The sequence below is a fragment of the Bacillus sp. FSL K6-1284 genome, from assembly GCF_038002625.1.
Taxonomy (GTDB): Bacteria; Bacillota; Bacilli; order Bacillales; family Bacillaceae; genus Bacillus; species Bacillus paralicheniformis.
Map to the genome: position 1 here is coordinate 343679 of NZ_JBBOCW010000001.1, position 12804 is coordinate 356482.

Below are 12804 nucleotides of genomic sequence, written 5' to 3' on the forward strand. Positions count from 1 at the left end.
AAGGCACAAAGGCCCCCGGCCGCCGTCTCTTGTAAGATCAGGTGTCGTCCTCTGTCCCAGTGGAGATCGGATGGTCGGGGTAGCTGATCCAATCGCTCCAGCTGCCGGCATACAGCTTCACATTTTCAAATCCGGCTTCTTTCAGGCCGAGCACATTTGGGCAGGCTGATACGCCCGATCCGCAATAGACGACAATTTCACTGTCCGGGTCTAAAACAGCATAGTGCTGTCTGAGTTGTTCTTTGCTTTTCCATAATCCGCTTTCGGTCAGATTGCCTTTCCAAAAAAAGTTTTTGGCTCCGGGAATATGGCCGGCCCGGTGATCGAGTGGCTCGTTTTCCCCTGTGTATCGGGAAGGATCACGCGCATCAATCAGGATGGAGCTTTTTCTGCCGATTCGCTTCAGCACGTCTCCGGCATCAAGGAGTTCGTTTTCTCTGAGCGCCGGCTTAAACTCGCGCTGGATAGGACGGGGAACCTCGGCGGTCATCGCATAGCCCGATTTGATCCAGTTGGACAGCCCCCCATCCATAATATAGACGCTGTCATGCCCGAGGTAGTGAAGCTGCCACCAAAAGCGCGCTGCAAACATGCCGCCGCTGTCATCATAAACAATGACATCTGTTTCCCGGTCAATGCCGATTTTCCCAAGCTTTGCGGCCAGACGGTCAGGGTCTTGAAGCGGATGTCTGCCGCCGTGCACTTCCGCATTACGCGACAGATCCTCTTTTAAATCAATGTAAACGGCTCTCGGCACATGGCTTTTCGTATACGTTTTCCGGCCTTCGTCCGGTTTTGTCAAATGAAACCTCACATCGACAATAACCGTTTGGTCCGGATTTTCCCTTAATCGTTTGTATACCCATTCAGGGCTTTTCAATACTGACAATCCGATCCCTCCGCTCCCCTTTGTTTTTTCTCGGGTTCTGATAATAGAAGAATAGCTTTCTTTCAAGGGGAATGTCAAAGATAAATCCCGAAATCGTCATCACCTAAATGAAACAGAATATGATAAAGGTGACGACATCATGGGGGTGACTAATATGGCAGTAGTTAAGGCTTCTTCTAAAGATATCAATCTTTTGGCCAGACTTTTGAGAGCGGAGGCTGAAGGCGAAGGCGTGCAAGGAATGCTGATGGTCGGAAATGTCGGAATCAACCGCATCAGGGCAAACTGTTCCGACTTTGTGGGACTTCGCACCATTCCGCAGATGATCCATCAGCCGCATGCGTTTGAAGCCGTGACGCACGGTTATTTCTATCAAAGGGCACGGGAAAGCGAAAGGCGCTTGGCGCGCAGGGCGATCAACGGAGAGCGGCTCTGGCCGGCAAAGTTCAGTTTGTGGTATTTCAGACCGGCAGGGGCGTGTCCCGCACAGTGGTATAATCAGCCGCATGTCGGCCGCTTTAAAGCGCATTGTTTTTATGAGCCGACAGCGGAAGAGTGTGAGAATGTCTATAATACGTTTTAATAAAAACATCCCTTTTCAACGGATTTTGAAAAGGGATGTTTTTTGGTCAAAATAACTCTGCAAGTCTTTCGTAAGACTGCTTCTTATCTTCAAACCGGTAAACGTTCGTCAAAACCATAAACTCATCTGTTTGATACCGGTCAGTGAGCTCGAGCAGTTTTCTTTTGACCGTTCGAGGAGACCCGATCACCATACGGCTGCGGTTGTGGGCAAGCTTTTTTTTATCGGCAGCGGTGTAAGCGGAAGATTTTGCCTCCTCAATGCTTGGGACAAGACTGTCCAATCCTTTTTCAACTCTTAGAAGCCATAAATCCTGGCTCAAGCAAAGCTCTTCAGCTTTTTCATCGGATTCCGCACAAACGACGAAAACGGCGCCCAAAGATTGGGGGCGCTTAAAGAAAGGAGAAGGCCGAAAGCTTTCCCGATATAATTGAAAGGCGTTCCTCCCTCTTGCGGAATTGATGAAATGTCCGAATACGTATCCCCCTCCCATGTCACCGGCCAATTTCGCGCTGTTTTCTCCAAGCCCTAAAAGCCACACCTCCGGCGGCGAATCCGTCAAAGGGGCCGCTTTGATTCCGAAATAATCGTGTCCGGAAGGGACGGAATCAGTCAAAAAGCCCAACAAGTCTTGAAGCTGTCTCGGGAATTCGTCCAGGCTTTTATGAACCCCGTCTGTCAGCGCCAGCCTCGTTTTGGCTGTGCCTCCCGGAGAGCGGCCGATCCCCAGGTCAATCCTCCCGGGATAAAGGGCTTCAAGCTGCCGAAAGCTTTCAGCCACTTTAAAGGGACTGTATTGAGGAAGCAGAACACCGCCCGAACCGACGCGAATGTTTGCAGTTTTTGCCGCAATGTGTGCGATCATGATTTCGGGAGCGGTACTGGCAAGTCCGCGTGTGCTGTGATGCTCGGCAAACCAATACCTTTTGTACCCCCATTGATCCGCGAGCTCCGCCAGCTCTGCAGAATGCTTCAAGGCTGAATACGCATCTGAGCCTTTTGATATTGGAACCTGGTCAAGAACACTGAGCTGCATCATTTGTCACCGGCCTTCCTTTTCAGTAAGACAAGCATATGAAAAACAGCAGGAAGGGTCAAATCGAAGAGAATACGAGAGTTAAAACAAGATGAGTCAAAACATGACACTGCTGAAACAAAAACGAAATATAAATGTAATATAAATTGACGCCTATTGTCGAAAATAGATGGTATAATAACGTCTGTACATCGGTAACGGATATATTAATCATAGGTCATAAGATTCATTTTTTAATAATGTTCAAGCGAATTTACATAATGAAAAAACAAGAATACATAAAGGAAAGAGGAGTAGAAAGTGAAAAAAAAGGTTTATACTTTTGGTTTAGCGTCGATTCTCGGAACAGCTAGTCTATTTACCCCCTTTATGAACAACACGGCATCGGCAGAAACCTCTCAGCAAAAACAAGAAATTCAGCAAAAGCGTTCTGAAGTGAATTCAGGCATCGAGGGCAAGCGGAAAGAAATCGCCAAGCTGCAAGACGAGCAGAAAAAGCTTGAAGCCAAAATCCAAGAGCTTGATAAAAAAGCACTTGAAACAAGCAACAAAATCGAAGACAAAGAAAAAGAAAACAAAAAAACCAAAAAAGAAGTGGAAGCTCTGAAAAAAGAAATCAAAGAAACTGAAAAGCGGATTGAAGAGCGTTCAAAAGTGATTAAAAATCGCGTGCGCAGCCTGCAGGAAAACGGCGGATCCCAAAACTATCTGAATGTCCTTCTGGGCGCACAAAGCTTCGGAGATTTTATCACTCGTGCAACGGCTGTTTCAACAATTGTTGACGCGGATAAAGACCTGCTTGACGAGCAGGAAAAAGATAAAAACAAGCTTGAAAAAGCAATGTCTGACTTAAATACAAAACTGGATGAAATCCAAAAAACTTTAGCCGATTTAAAAACGCTTAAATCGGATCTTGATAAACAGCTGAAAGAACAGGCGAACCTTTCTAAGCAGCTGCAAACGAAACAGGCGGCAGCAGAATCAGAGCTGAGCGATCTGAAAAAAGAAGCGGGCTCACTGACAAAAGAAGAAGCCGCTCTTGAACAAAAACTTAAAGAAGAAAGAGCTGCAGCGGCTGCAGCAGCAAAAGCGAAAGAAGAATCTGCTACGGCTGAAAAATCAGACTCAGGATCAAATTCAGGTTCAGTCAGCAAATCCAACGGATCGTCCAACAGCGGTTCTTCAAGCAGCAAGAAAAGCAGCAGCCCGTCAAGAAACTACTCTTCCGGTTCTGTTGTCAGCAGCAATGGAAACGCGATTGAAGCTGCCATCAGCACAGGTTCAAGCATCGTCGGCAGATCTCCGTACGTATGGGGAGGCGGACGTTCTCAAGCTGATATCGACAACCGTCGTTTCGACTGCTCATCATTCGTGCGCTGGGCTTATGCATCAGCAGGCGTAGAGCTTGGCTTCGGTGCGACAACAAGCACGCTTGTCGGCAAAGGACGAGCTGTGAGCGCGTCTGAAATGAAGCGTGGAGACTTGGTCTTCTTTGACACATACAAAACGAACGGCCACGTGGGTATTTATCTTGGCAATGGCACATTCTTGAACGATAACAGCTCACGCGGGGTATCCGTCGATTCTATGAGCAACCCGTATTGGAAAGCGCATTTCAGCGGAGTTGTCAGACGGGTCGTTGAATAAAATATCATACAGAAACAAACGCCGTTCCTGATCGGGAGCGGCGTTTTTATATTACAGCGGCAAGTCGCGCTTTTTAAAGATGAGAATGCTGAGTGCGAAGGCGGCAAAACCGACCGCGGCAAGAACAAGAGACACTTGAGCGATATCGGCGCTCCCGTTTACAATATCGCCAGGTCTGAATAAAGAGAAAACCGACAGGCTCCTCATCCATTCCGTCTTTTCGCTTAGTTTGCCGAGCAAGTCGAAGCTGAAGAATAAAAACGTGATGCCTCCGGAAAGTCCGAGGGCTCTTTTTTCGTCATTTGAAATGGCCGAAAAGAGGAACGAGATGCCGCCGACGGCAAAGAAGAGCAGAAAGCCGAGCAAGTTCAGAACGAGAAACCTTGACACATTAAAATCGTAATCACCGCCCAGCATCAAATGGTAGCCAGCCAGCCCGGCCGCTGTCGTCACGGCCATAATGATCAAAAGACCTGTCGTTAAAACGGCTGCTTGGGTGAAAGCCACTTTGCCGCGCGTTGTCGGCGCAGACAGAATATAGGCCATTGACCCTTGATCCACGAGCTTTGCCAAAAGCTTAGTCGACAGCATGACAGAGAAGATCGACAAAATCACGATAAAGATTAAACCGTAATACTCTCCAGACATAAAATCTTCAAGATTCCCCAGTCCGTTTTCAAACCCAAAAGCATTGAGAAAGCCTTCCGGCATCGATTTGATCATTTTCTCAATATCCTCCGCATTGCCCGCGATGCTTGGATAAATGCCCAGTATCAAAAGAATATAGAAAGCGGAGCCTGCCCCGTAGCTTATGATTCCTTTCATGTTTGTTCTCATCATTTGTTTGTACAGGGAGAAGTTCATTTCACTGTCCCCTTTCTGTCATAGTAGTTCATGAAAATCTCTTCCAGGCTTTGTGAAGAAGAATCAATGTGCCGAATGTGATATTTGGCGGTTTCTTTAATAAATTGATCATGGTTCCCTAAAACGGCCACTTTGACACGATTGTCCGTCCGGGATTCGATTTGCAGACCCGAATTCATGAAGGCGGGAATGTCGCCCTTGTTTTCAAATGTAACTTCGAATACCTTTCGCTGCATCGACTGCAGTTCATGGATATCTTTGACGGCAATGATGATGCCGTCTTTTATAATGGCGGCTCTGTCACAGGTTCGTTCGATTTCAGGAAAGCTGTGGGAAGACATTAAAAACGTCGTTCCTCTCGCTTTTTCTTCGAGCACGATTTCAATAAACACTTTTTGCATCAGCGGATCGAGGCCTGAGGTCGGTTCATCAAGAATGATGACTTCAGGGCTGTGCATAAAGGCAGCGACAATCCCGACTTTTTGCTTCATTCCTTTCGACATTTTTCTGATCGGCGTATGAACATCGAATTGGAGCCGTTCGATGAGTTCATTGCGCTTAGCTGTATCTTTTAAACCGTGCATGTTTGCCATGAAATCGAGAAATTGTTTTCCCGTCATTCCTTCGATAAATGCAATCTCTCCGGGAAGATAGCCGATATGCCGCTGAATGTCGCCTTGATGATTCCGGACGTTCATTCCGTTTACTTTGATATCGCCTTGATCAGGCTTCATAAACCCCATGATATGTCGAATGGTTGTTGATTTTCCGGCTCCGTTTGGACCTAAAAATCCAAACACTTCACCTTTTTGAACATGAAATGAAACATCAAATATACCTTTGCCATTGGAAAACTTTTTCGTAAGACGTTCAACTGTCAGCATGTGACACCTCCAAAATGAAAATTATGAAATAATAGTGATAAATAATTACAAAACTAATTTTACGTTCTTATGAACTTTTTTGTCAACGGAATTAGTGAAATATTTTTATGTTATAATTTCATTAAGAAAGATATGTAAGGATGGTTATATGAACGGATTTGAAAAAAGGGCTTTGCTGATTAAAGAGAAAATCAAAAAGACGGCTTTGGATATGCTCAAAACATGGGAGCCAAAGCGCATCCGGATAACCGATATCGCAAAAGCGGCAAATGTTTCGCAGGTGACGATCTATAATTACTTTGGAAGCAAAGAAGCGCTCCTGAAAGAGGTTTTCAAAGACTATATCGATCAGTCCATCAGCGATTTTGAAGAATATATGAACAAAGATATTTCCGTTAAAGAAAAGATCGAATTGATGATTTTGCAGAAAAGGGAAGCCAATAATCAAAAATTTGCTCTAACGGTCGTCAAAGAGGTGATGATCGAAGACAGTGAAATAATGGATTATGTAAAGCGGCAATACGATGAAAAAATCATTCCCCTTATGCTCCAAATGATTGAAAAAGGTCATCGGTCAGGCGAAATCTCTCCCAAGATCACCGCGGAAAGCTTTCTCATCTTTATGAATATGATCATTGAACATTCAAAAACTCTGGGTGAAGCCTTTGAAAAAAACAGACAGTTTACAGAGGAAATGATGCATATTTTCTTTTATGGCTTGTGCGGCAGACCGTAGATGTGCTTTTATAATAAAATTGTCATCTCTGTCATTTCTGTGAACCGCTGAAACAATTTCCTTGCTTTTCCGTATATAAGGCAGATACAAAAAACGAAAGGATTTACTAAACGATGAAGCACTCCTTTTTCTTTTTTATGTTCATTGCCTTTTTTCTCGTCACAGGCTTTTCTGAAGCAGGCAAATCCTTTTCGATCGAGCGGGCTGATATACGCGCGACAGTAAAAGAAAACGGTAATTTAAGCGTAGAGGAAGTTTACACATACGATTTTAAAGGCTCTTTCGAAGGGGCGACAAGATCGTTCAGCGAAGAAACCGCGAGCCGCTTGAAGAATTTTAAAGCCTATCTGCTTCCCAATCATCAAAAAAAAGGCGATCAAGCCATCCCGTTGAAGACAAAGAAAGAAGACGGGACTTATTATGCTTATTCGGCATCAAAGGATGAAACAAAAAAAGTGATGTTTCGCTATGTGATCGAAGATGCCGCCCAAAAGTTTGAAGACACGTCGATTTTGATTCATTCATTTTACCAAAAGGCAAATACGGATTTCGGCCGGGTAAAGATTGAAGTGCATCTGCCTAATTCGGTAAAGGCACGTGATATTCATGCGTTTTTGCGTGAAAAAGGAAACGGAAAGATTACGAAGGTGAACGATTCATCAGTCATCTACGAGACAGGACTCTATCGCGCAGGCACGGGCTCGGAACTGAGGATATATTTTCCGCAGAGCGCCTTGAAAGAGGCGGTCCGGCACCCTTCTTATCAGACAAAGGATGAGCTGCTGAAGGAGGAGAAAGACGAGGCGAAACGCTACGCCGATCGGGATGAACGGATTGCCGGCGCAGACAGGATGATTTGGATATTTTCGGGGATTGTCGGGTTCATGGTCATCATGGCTGTCATGCTTTCGTTTTTGAAGAAGAGACGCCGTGCCATGCTTTCGTTTGCAGAACTCGAGTCCTTAGATCCTGTACTTGTCGCTTTTCTTTACAAAAAAGGCCGTTTCACAGACCGTGATCTCCTGGCCGGCATGCTTTCGCTTTATCAACGGGGATTGGTCACTATGCGGAAGGTACAGGCGGAAGAAAGGTTTCTTGACGATCCTGAGGCGCCTGATGACACATACCAATTCGAATTTTCCGGGAGCAAGGCGGATTTGCCAAAGCCTGATCAGCTCTTAATTGAAAAACTTTTTGAGCAAACGGGCAGCGATACCTATATGTTCAGGCTGGATTCCCTCAGCGGGCCGACTGAGGAAGAATGCAAGCATAAGGAACAGCTGGGCAAATATGAACGAAAGAGGATCATTCTTCAAAACGTGGTTCAAAAATGGACGGAAAGTGTCAGACAAGCGCCTGAATTCAAGGAGCTGTTTCAAGAAAACCGCTGGCTGAGAATGCTGTCGCTTTCACTGCTTTCGGTCCATACCGGACTCCTGCTCTTTATCCTGTATGCAGACGTGGTGCATCAGGCCGGATTCATGGCGGCTTGCGTCATATTTGGCTTTGCACTGTCGGCGGGCATTGTTCTTGCAAAATCAAAGCTGTATACGATTTTGTTTTTGGCCGGCTTGTTTTTAGCATCTGTGTTTATCGACAGCATCCATACCATTTTGTATTACGGCATATGCGTCGGGCTGTCTATCTTATTGATTGCCTTCATTCCGGCCGTAAAAGAGAGCAGGTACGCTTCCATCTGCCGAAGATCGATTCTTTCTTGGAGAAACCATCTGAGAAAAGAAGATTTGTTTTCAGGGAGAAGCCTGTCTCAAAACGAAAAGACGATGATCTATGCAATTGTGCTTGAAGTTGAGGATGAATCTGCAGGATGGTTTAATCAATCAGCAAGCAGGCTTGATTACGCTTCCCCTGTCCTGGGTATGGCCGCAGCAGGCTGTTTGCATTATCCGTTTTACAGCTGGCAGCTGCCGTCTTCGCAGGAGCACGCCGGGGCATATGATGCGGGCGGTCCCGGAGCGGGCGGAGGCGACGGGGCAGGAGCTTTTTAAGCAGAAAAGGGGCCTATCGGGTAACCGATAAGGCTCCTTTCTGCTTATTTCCCCGCTATATCTGATCCCCGCATTCGCTGCTCAGCGGTTTTGATTCTGCTGGTGACAGGTTGATGTCCGTACGCTTTTGCCAAGCCGAACAACGGCATGTTATGGTAAAAAGCCTCATAGCGCCCTTTTGGAACTGTATACGTTTCATGATAGATGCCAACGGCTCCTGATGCGGCAGTTTTCTGATAAAAACGGCGCCAAGCCGCCATATGTTTATCAGCCTTTGCATATGCTGTCAAATCTTCGAAAGAACGCCAATATTGAATGAGAAAAATCGTCCTGAAATTGATGGATGATTCCGTTGCCAGAAAGCCGAGGTCTTTGTTTTGATGAAGCTCTTTTATCATAGGGGCCATGGCGGTAAAAACCGGCCACCATTTATGAACAGCATGCCACTTGTTTATTCTCATCCCGATCACAAATACAACGACTTCATCTTCAGGGGCGGCAGTAAAAGGCTTGTTGATGATCGTTTTACCCATTGGTCCCTTCCTTTCCATTCAGCCGGTTGATTGTGGCTTCACACCATTCAATTCCGGCCGAGGTGGTGCGTTTTCCATAATCCAAAGTGAAAAGCCAGTACTCTCTGTCCTTTGAATGGGAGCTGCATGAAAGAATTGACTGCTCGATTGCTTGATATGCCTCAAGCCGTTCTTCAAGCTTTCGTTGGTACTCCTTGACTTTCAAAGCGGTTTTCTCCCGCTCTTCTTCCTTGCTGAAAAACAGCTTCAGCAAAAATTCGTTTTTTTCTGAGGCGATGCCATTGATCGGTTCTTCAAGCCAGCTATGCAGCGCTTTTTGACCTTCATCGGTAATCAGGTACTCTTTTCTGTCCGGCTTTTTGTCCGAGAGCGTCGGAGATGCAGCGACCCAGCCTGCTTCTGTTAATTGGCGCAGCGCGGGATAAATTTGGCCGTAGCTGATTTTCCAAAAATGATTCAAACTTTGGTCGATCATTCGTTTCATTTCGTAACCCGTCTGGTAGCCGGCCGTAATCAATCCAAGGAGAGCGTAAGTCGTGTGATTTCTTTTTGTCATACATACCGCCTTCTGTATCTTTTTGATATATATCTTTTAGATATACTATACCAAACACGATGACTTCGTGCAATCGCTACTATTGTCGTCTCTCTTTTGGCCAGGATGAAAAGATGATAAAAAAATATTGAAAAACCGCGAAACTTTCCCCTGAATCTTTCCGTATATATAGTTAAGCAGGTTAAATAATGATTCATTGGTCTTGTAGTTGTGAAGATATGAATCACGCTGGCGTGATAATTGGATCTATCAAACTCTTATTCTCATCCAGCACTGTGATCTTGAAAGTCATGATTCAACGGAGGAGTGAACAGTTTGGCTATTTCTTTAGAGAAAGGTCAGCGGATTGATTTAACAAAAGGGAAAGCGGGGCTTTCGAAGATTTTGGTCGGTCTCGGCTGGGACCCGGTAGCATCCGGAAGCGGCGGTTTTTTTGGAAAGCTGTTTGGAGGAGGAGCCCCGAATATTGACTGTGACGCATCCGTGCTGATGCTGGAAAACGGAAGAGTCACAGAGAACAAGAACGTCATTTATTTCGGAAACTTGAAGAGCAGATGCGGCAGCATCGAACATACCGGAGATAATCTGACAGGGGAAGGCAGCGGAGATGATGAACAAATCATCGTAGATTTGCAAAAAGTTCCTTCGCATATTCATAAGCTTGTCTTTGTCGTGAATATATACGATTGCGTGAAACGAAGCCAGCATTTCGGAATGATTGAAAATGCCTTCATACGCATCGTCAATATGAACGATCGCGTGGAGATGGTCAAATACAATCTGCGGGACGATTATTCTGGACGGACAAGCCTGATCGCGGGCGAGATTTACCGTGACGGCGACGAGTGGAAATTCACCGCTGTCGGAGAAGGCACAAACGATACGAGCATTACGGAAATCGTCAAACGCTACGCCTGAAATTCATAAAAGAAATGGGGAGATAACATGGCAATTTCATTAGCGAAAGGACAAAAGATCGATTTAACAAAAACAAATCCCGGATTGTCGAAAGTCGTCGTGGGCCTTGGCTGGGACGTCAATCAATATGACGGCGGCGCTGATTTTGACCTGGATGCGAGCGTGTTTCTGCTCAATGCAGAAGGCAAATGCGCTTCTGAAAAGGACTTTATTTTCTATAATCAGACCGAAGGCGCAGGCGGAGCTGTCATACATACAGGCGATAATCGAACAGGTGAAGGCGAAGGAGACGATGAGCAGGTAAAAATCAATTTGAATGCAGTGCCTGCCGACATTCAAAAGATTTCTTTTGTGATTACGATTCATGAAGCGGAAGCGCGCCGCCAAAACTTTGGACAGGTGTCAAATGCTTATGTTCGCGTGATCAATGAAGACTCGAATGAAGAGTTAATCCGCTATGATCTGGGTGAAGATTTCTCGATTGAAACAGCGCTGATCACGGGAGAGCTGTACCGTCACGGAGAAGAATGGAAATTCTCAGCGATCGGCTCAGGCTATCAAGGCGGGCTGGCGAGGATCGCCACCGATTTCGGCCTGCAGGTCGGCTGATTTTGACGATCCGGACAGCAGTCGCCGCCCTGGCGTCCGTTTGTCCGGTGCCTGACATTTCTTAAAGGAGGTCCTATCGATGGCGATTCAATTATCTAAAGGGCAAAGGATCGATTTAACGAAAACGAACCCCGGTTTGACGAAAGCGCTGATCGGTTTAGGCTGGGATACAAACAAATATACTGGCGGCGCCGATTTTGATTTGGATGCGTCGGCTTTTCTTGTCGATCAGAACGATCGTTGCATCAATGAACGCGACTTCGTCTTTTACAACAACCTCGAGCATCCGAGCGGCGCCGTGATTCATACGGGTGACAACCGGACAGGAGAAGGTGAAGGCGATGACGAGCAAATCATCGTCGATTTCTCAAAAATACCCGACCATGTTGAAAAGATCGGCATCACGGTGACGATTCACGAGGCGGAAAGCCGCAGCCAAAACTTTGGACAAGTCTCAAATGCGTTTGTCCGGCTCGTTGATGAATCAACAAATGAGGAGCTGCTTCGCTTTGACTTGGGAGAGGATTTTTCGATTGAGACAGCGGTTGTTGTTTGCGAATTGTACCGTCACGGAGCCGATTGGAAATTCAATGCGATCGGCAGCGGATTTTCCGGCGGATTGGCATCGCTTTGCCGCAACTACGGCCTGCAAGTCTAGTTTTGCCGGCTGAATCACGTTTGCGTGGTTCAGTCTTGCTTTTTCATCATTAGGAGGTAACCAAAGTGGATTTATTTCATCATATTATGTCAGTTTACGCCTCATTTTTCGATTGGGAAATGTGGGTGGAAGTATTAACGGACCCCGTTTCCTGGGGGCTGATCGGCTCGCTGGTCGTGCTGGAAGGGCTTTTATCGGCGGATAACGCTCTCGTTCTCGCCGTCATGGTAAAGCACCTACCGGAAAAACAGCGCAAAAAAGCGTTGACGTACGGTTTAATCGGAGCCTACTTCTTTAGGTTTCTATTCATTGGACTTGGTATGATCCTGATTAAATTCTGGTGGATCAAACTGCTCGGAGCCGCATATCTGGCATGGCTCGTCATCAAGCACTTCTTCATCGGTGAGGGCGATGATGAATCAAACGCCATCAAAAAAGACAGCTGGATGGTACGCGTTTTCGGGGTCTTCTGGGCGACTGTCATTTCGGTAGAACTCATGGACCTCGCATTTTCGGTGGACAGCATCCTGGCGGCATTTGCCGTATCTGAAAAGGTATGGGTGCTTCTGATCGGCGGCATGCTCGGCATCTTAATGATGAGAACCGTTGCGAAATTCTTCCTGACGCTGATTGACAAAGTGCCTGAACTTGAAGCAACGGCCTTTGTTTTAATCGGGATCATCGCACTGAAAATGGCTGCGAGTGTATGGCATATTGAAATGCCGCACAGCGTCTTCTTTATCATTCTGATTATCGCTTTTGCCGTGACATTCATCATTCACTATATGAACAAGCAAAAAGCTGTGAAAGAGCAAACGGCGGCGTCAAAGGAAGAATAACAAACTGCAAAACATAAAGGGGGGAGTATATCTGCTCCGCCCT

14 protein-coding genes are annotated in these 12804 nt (G+C 46.1%); 8 read left to right on the forward strand and 6 right to left on the reverse strand.

Annotated elements, in window-relative coordinates; genetic code table 11:
• Positions 1–37: 37 nt before the first annotated feature.
• Positions 38–889 carry a sulfurtransferase gene (locus tag MHB72_RS01830; RefSeq protein WP_033155084.1) on the reverse strand — a complete coding sequence of 284 codons (852 nt, stop codon included), beginning with the start codon at positions 887–889 and terminating at the stop codon, positions 38–40.
• Positions 890–1043: 154 nt separating this feature from the next.
• Between MHB72_RS01830 and MHB72_RS01835 the strand changes: the two genes are divergently transcribed.
• Positions 1044–1472 (forward strand): cell wall hydrolase, encoded by a 429-nt coding sequence (locus MHB72_RS01835; protein WP_023857795.1) that lies wholly within the window; start codon positions 1044–1046, stop codon positions 1470–1472.
• Between the two features lie 46 nt (positions 1473–1518).
• Here the strand turns inward: MHB72_RS01835 and MHB72_RS01840 are convergent, their stop codons facing one another.
• Positions 1519–2511, reverse strand: coding sequence for an LLM class flavin-dependent oxidoreductase (locus MHB72_RS01840; protein ID WP_254122269.1), 993 nt, complete (start codon positions 2509–2511; stop codon positions 1519–1521).
• Positions 2512–2808: 297 nt separating this feature from the next.
• On the opposite strand from MHB72_RS01840, the gene MHB72_RS01845 reads away from it, so the two are divergent.
• A complete protein-coding gene (locus MHB72_RS01845) occupies positions 2809–4155 on the forward strand; it encodes a C40 family peptidase (protein WP_026580490.1) in 1347 nt (448 codons plus the stop codon).
• Positions 4156–4206: 51 nt separating this feature from the next.
• On the opposite strand, the gene MHB72_RS01850 is transcribed toward MHB72_RS01845, so the two are convergent.
• Positions 4207–5019: an ABC transporter permease subunit gene (locus MHB72_RS01850; protein ID WP_023857798.1), complete on the reverse strand. Its 813-nt coding sequence runs from the start codon at positions 5017–5019 to the stop codon at positions 4207–4209.
• Positions 5016–5903 carry an ABC transporter ATP-binding protein gene (locus MHB72_RS01855; RefSeq protein WP_023857799.1) on the reverse strand — a complete coding sequence of 296 codons (888 nt, stop codon included), beginning with the start codon at positions 5901–5903 and terminating at the stop codon, positions 5016–5018. The genes MHB72_RS01850 and MHB72_RS01855 overlap by 4 nt, the downstream gene beginning before the upstream one ends.
• 148 nt (positions 5904–6051) lie before the next feature.
• Between MHB72_RS01855 and MHB72_RS01860 the strand changes: the two genes are divergently transcribed.
• The gene (locus tag MHB72_RS01860) at positions 6052–6639 is read left to right on the forward strand and encodes a TetR/AcrR family transcriptional regulator (protein ID WP_023857800.1); all 588 of its coding nucleotides are present in this window, start codon (positions 6052–6054) and stop codon (positions 6637–6639) included.
• 113 nt (positions 6640–6752) lie between these two features.
• Positions 6753–8648: a DUF2207 domain-containing protein gene (locus MHB72_RS01865; RefSeq protein ID WP_195536993.1), complete on the forward strand. Its 1896-nt coding sequence runs from the start codon at positions 6753–6755 to the stop codon at positions 8646–8648.
• 44 nt (positions 8649–8692) lie between these two features.
• On the opposite strand, the gene MHB72_RS01870 is transcribed toward MHB72_RS01865, so the two are convergent.
• Entirely contained in the window at positions 8693–9181 is a 489-nt protein-coding gene (locus MHB72_RS01870; RefSeq protein WP_023857802.1) for a DUF4188 domain-containing protein, read from the reverse strand.
• On the reverse strand, positions 9174–9737 hold the full coding sequence (locus MHB72_RS01875; RefSeq protein WP_025810795.1) for a PadR family transcriptional regulator: 564 nt from the start codon (positions 9735–9737) through the stop codon (positions 9174–9176). The genes MHB72_RS01870 and MHB72_RS01875 overlap by 8 nt, the downstream gene beginning before the upstream one ends.
• A gap of 315 nt (positions 9738–10052) precedes the next feature.
• Here MHB72_RS01875 and MHB72_RS01880 point away from each other — a divergent pair, with 315 nt between their 5' ends.
• From MHB72_RS01880 to MHB72_RS01895, 4 genes are all read left to right on the forward strand, one after another.
• The gene (locus MHB72_RS01880; RefSeq protein WP_216921554.1) at positions 10053–10655 is read left to right on the forward strand and encodes a TerD family protein; all 603 of its coding nucleotides are present in this window, start codon (positions 10053–10055) and stop codon (positions 10653–10655) included.
• A gap of 27 nt (positions 10656–10682) precedes the next feature.
• Entirely contained in the window at positions 10683–11264 is a 582-nt protein-coding gene (locus tag MHB72_RS01885) for a TerD family protein (protein ID WP_020450064.1), read from the forward strand.
• Positions 11265–11343: 79 nt separating this feature from the next.
• Positions 11344–11922, forward strand: a complete 579-nt coding sequence (locus tag MHB72_RS01890; protein WP_020450065.1) for a TerD family protein — start codon at positions 11344–11346, stop codon at positions 11920–11922.
• Between the two features lie 65 nt (positions 11923–11987).
• Positions 11988–12761 (forward strand): TerC family protein, encoded by a 774-nt coding sequence (locus tag MHB72_RS01895; RefSeq protein ID WP_020450066.1) that lies wholly within the window; start codon positions 11988–11990, stop codon positions 12759–12761.
• The last annotated feature ends 43 nt before the right edge of the window (positions 12762–12804 follow it).

Excerpts from the sequence above, each read along its gene's own strand:
- MHB72_RS01835 (WP_023857795.1), top strand. The coding sequence starts at position 1,044 with ATGGCAGTAGTTAAGGCTTCTTCTAAAGATATCAATCTTTTGGCCAGA.
- MHB72_RS01840 (WP_254122269.1), bottom strand. The coding sequence starts at position 2,511 with ATGATGCAGCTCAGTGTTCTTGACCAGGTTCCAATATCAAAAGGCTCA.
- MHB72_RS01850 (WP_023857798.1), bottom strand. The coding sequence starts at position 5,019 with ATGAACTTCTCCCTGTACAAACAAATGATGAGAACAAACATGAAAGGA.
- MHB72_RS01855 (WP_023857799.1), bottom strand. The coding sequence starts at position 5,903 with ATGCTGACAGTTGAACGTCTTACGAAAAAGTTTTCCAATGGCAAAGGT.
- MHB72_RS01860 (WP_023857800.1), top strand. The coding sequence starts at position 6,052 with ATGAACGGATTTGAAAAAAGGGCTTTGCTGATTAAAGAGAAAATCAAA.
- MHB72_RS01865 (WP_195536993.1), top strand. The coding sequence starts at position 6,753 with ATGAAGCACTCCTTTTTCTTTTTTATGTTCATTGCCTTTTTTCTCGTC.
- MHB72_RS01870 (WP_023857802.1), bottom strand. The coding sequence starts at position 9,181 with ATGGGTAAAACGATCATCAACAAGCCTTTTACTGCCGCCCCTGAAGAT.
- MHB72_RS01875 (WP_025810795.1), bottom strand. The coding sequence starts at position 9,737 with ATGACAAAAAGAAATCACACGACTTACGCTCTCCTTGGATTGATTACG.
- MHB72_RS01885 (WP_020450064.1), top strand. The coding sequence starts at position 10,683 with ATGGCAATTTCATTAGCGAAAGGACAAAAGATCGATTTAACAAAAACA.
- MHB72_RS01890 (WP_020450065.1), top strand. The coding sequence starts at position 11,344 with ATGGCGATTCAATTATCTAAAGGGCAAAGGATCGATTTAACGAAAACG.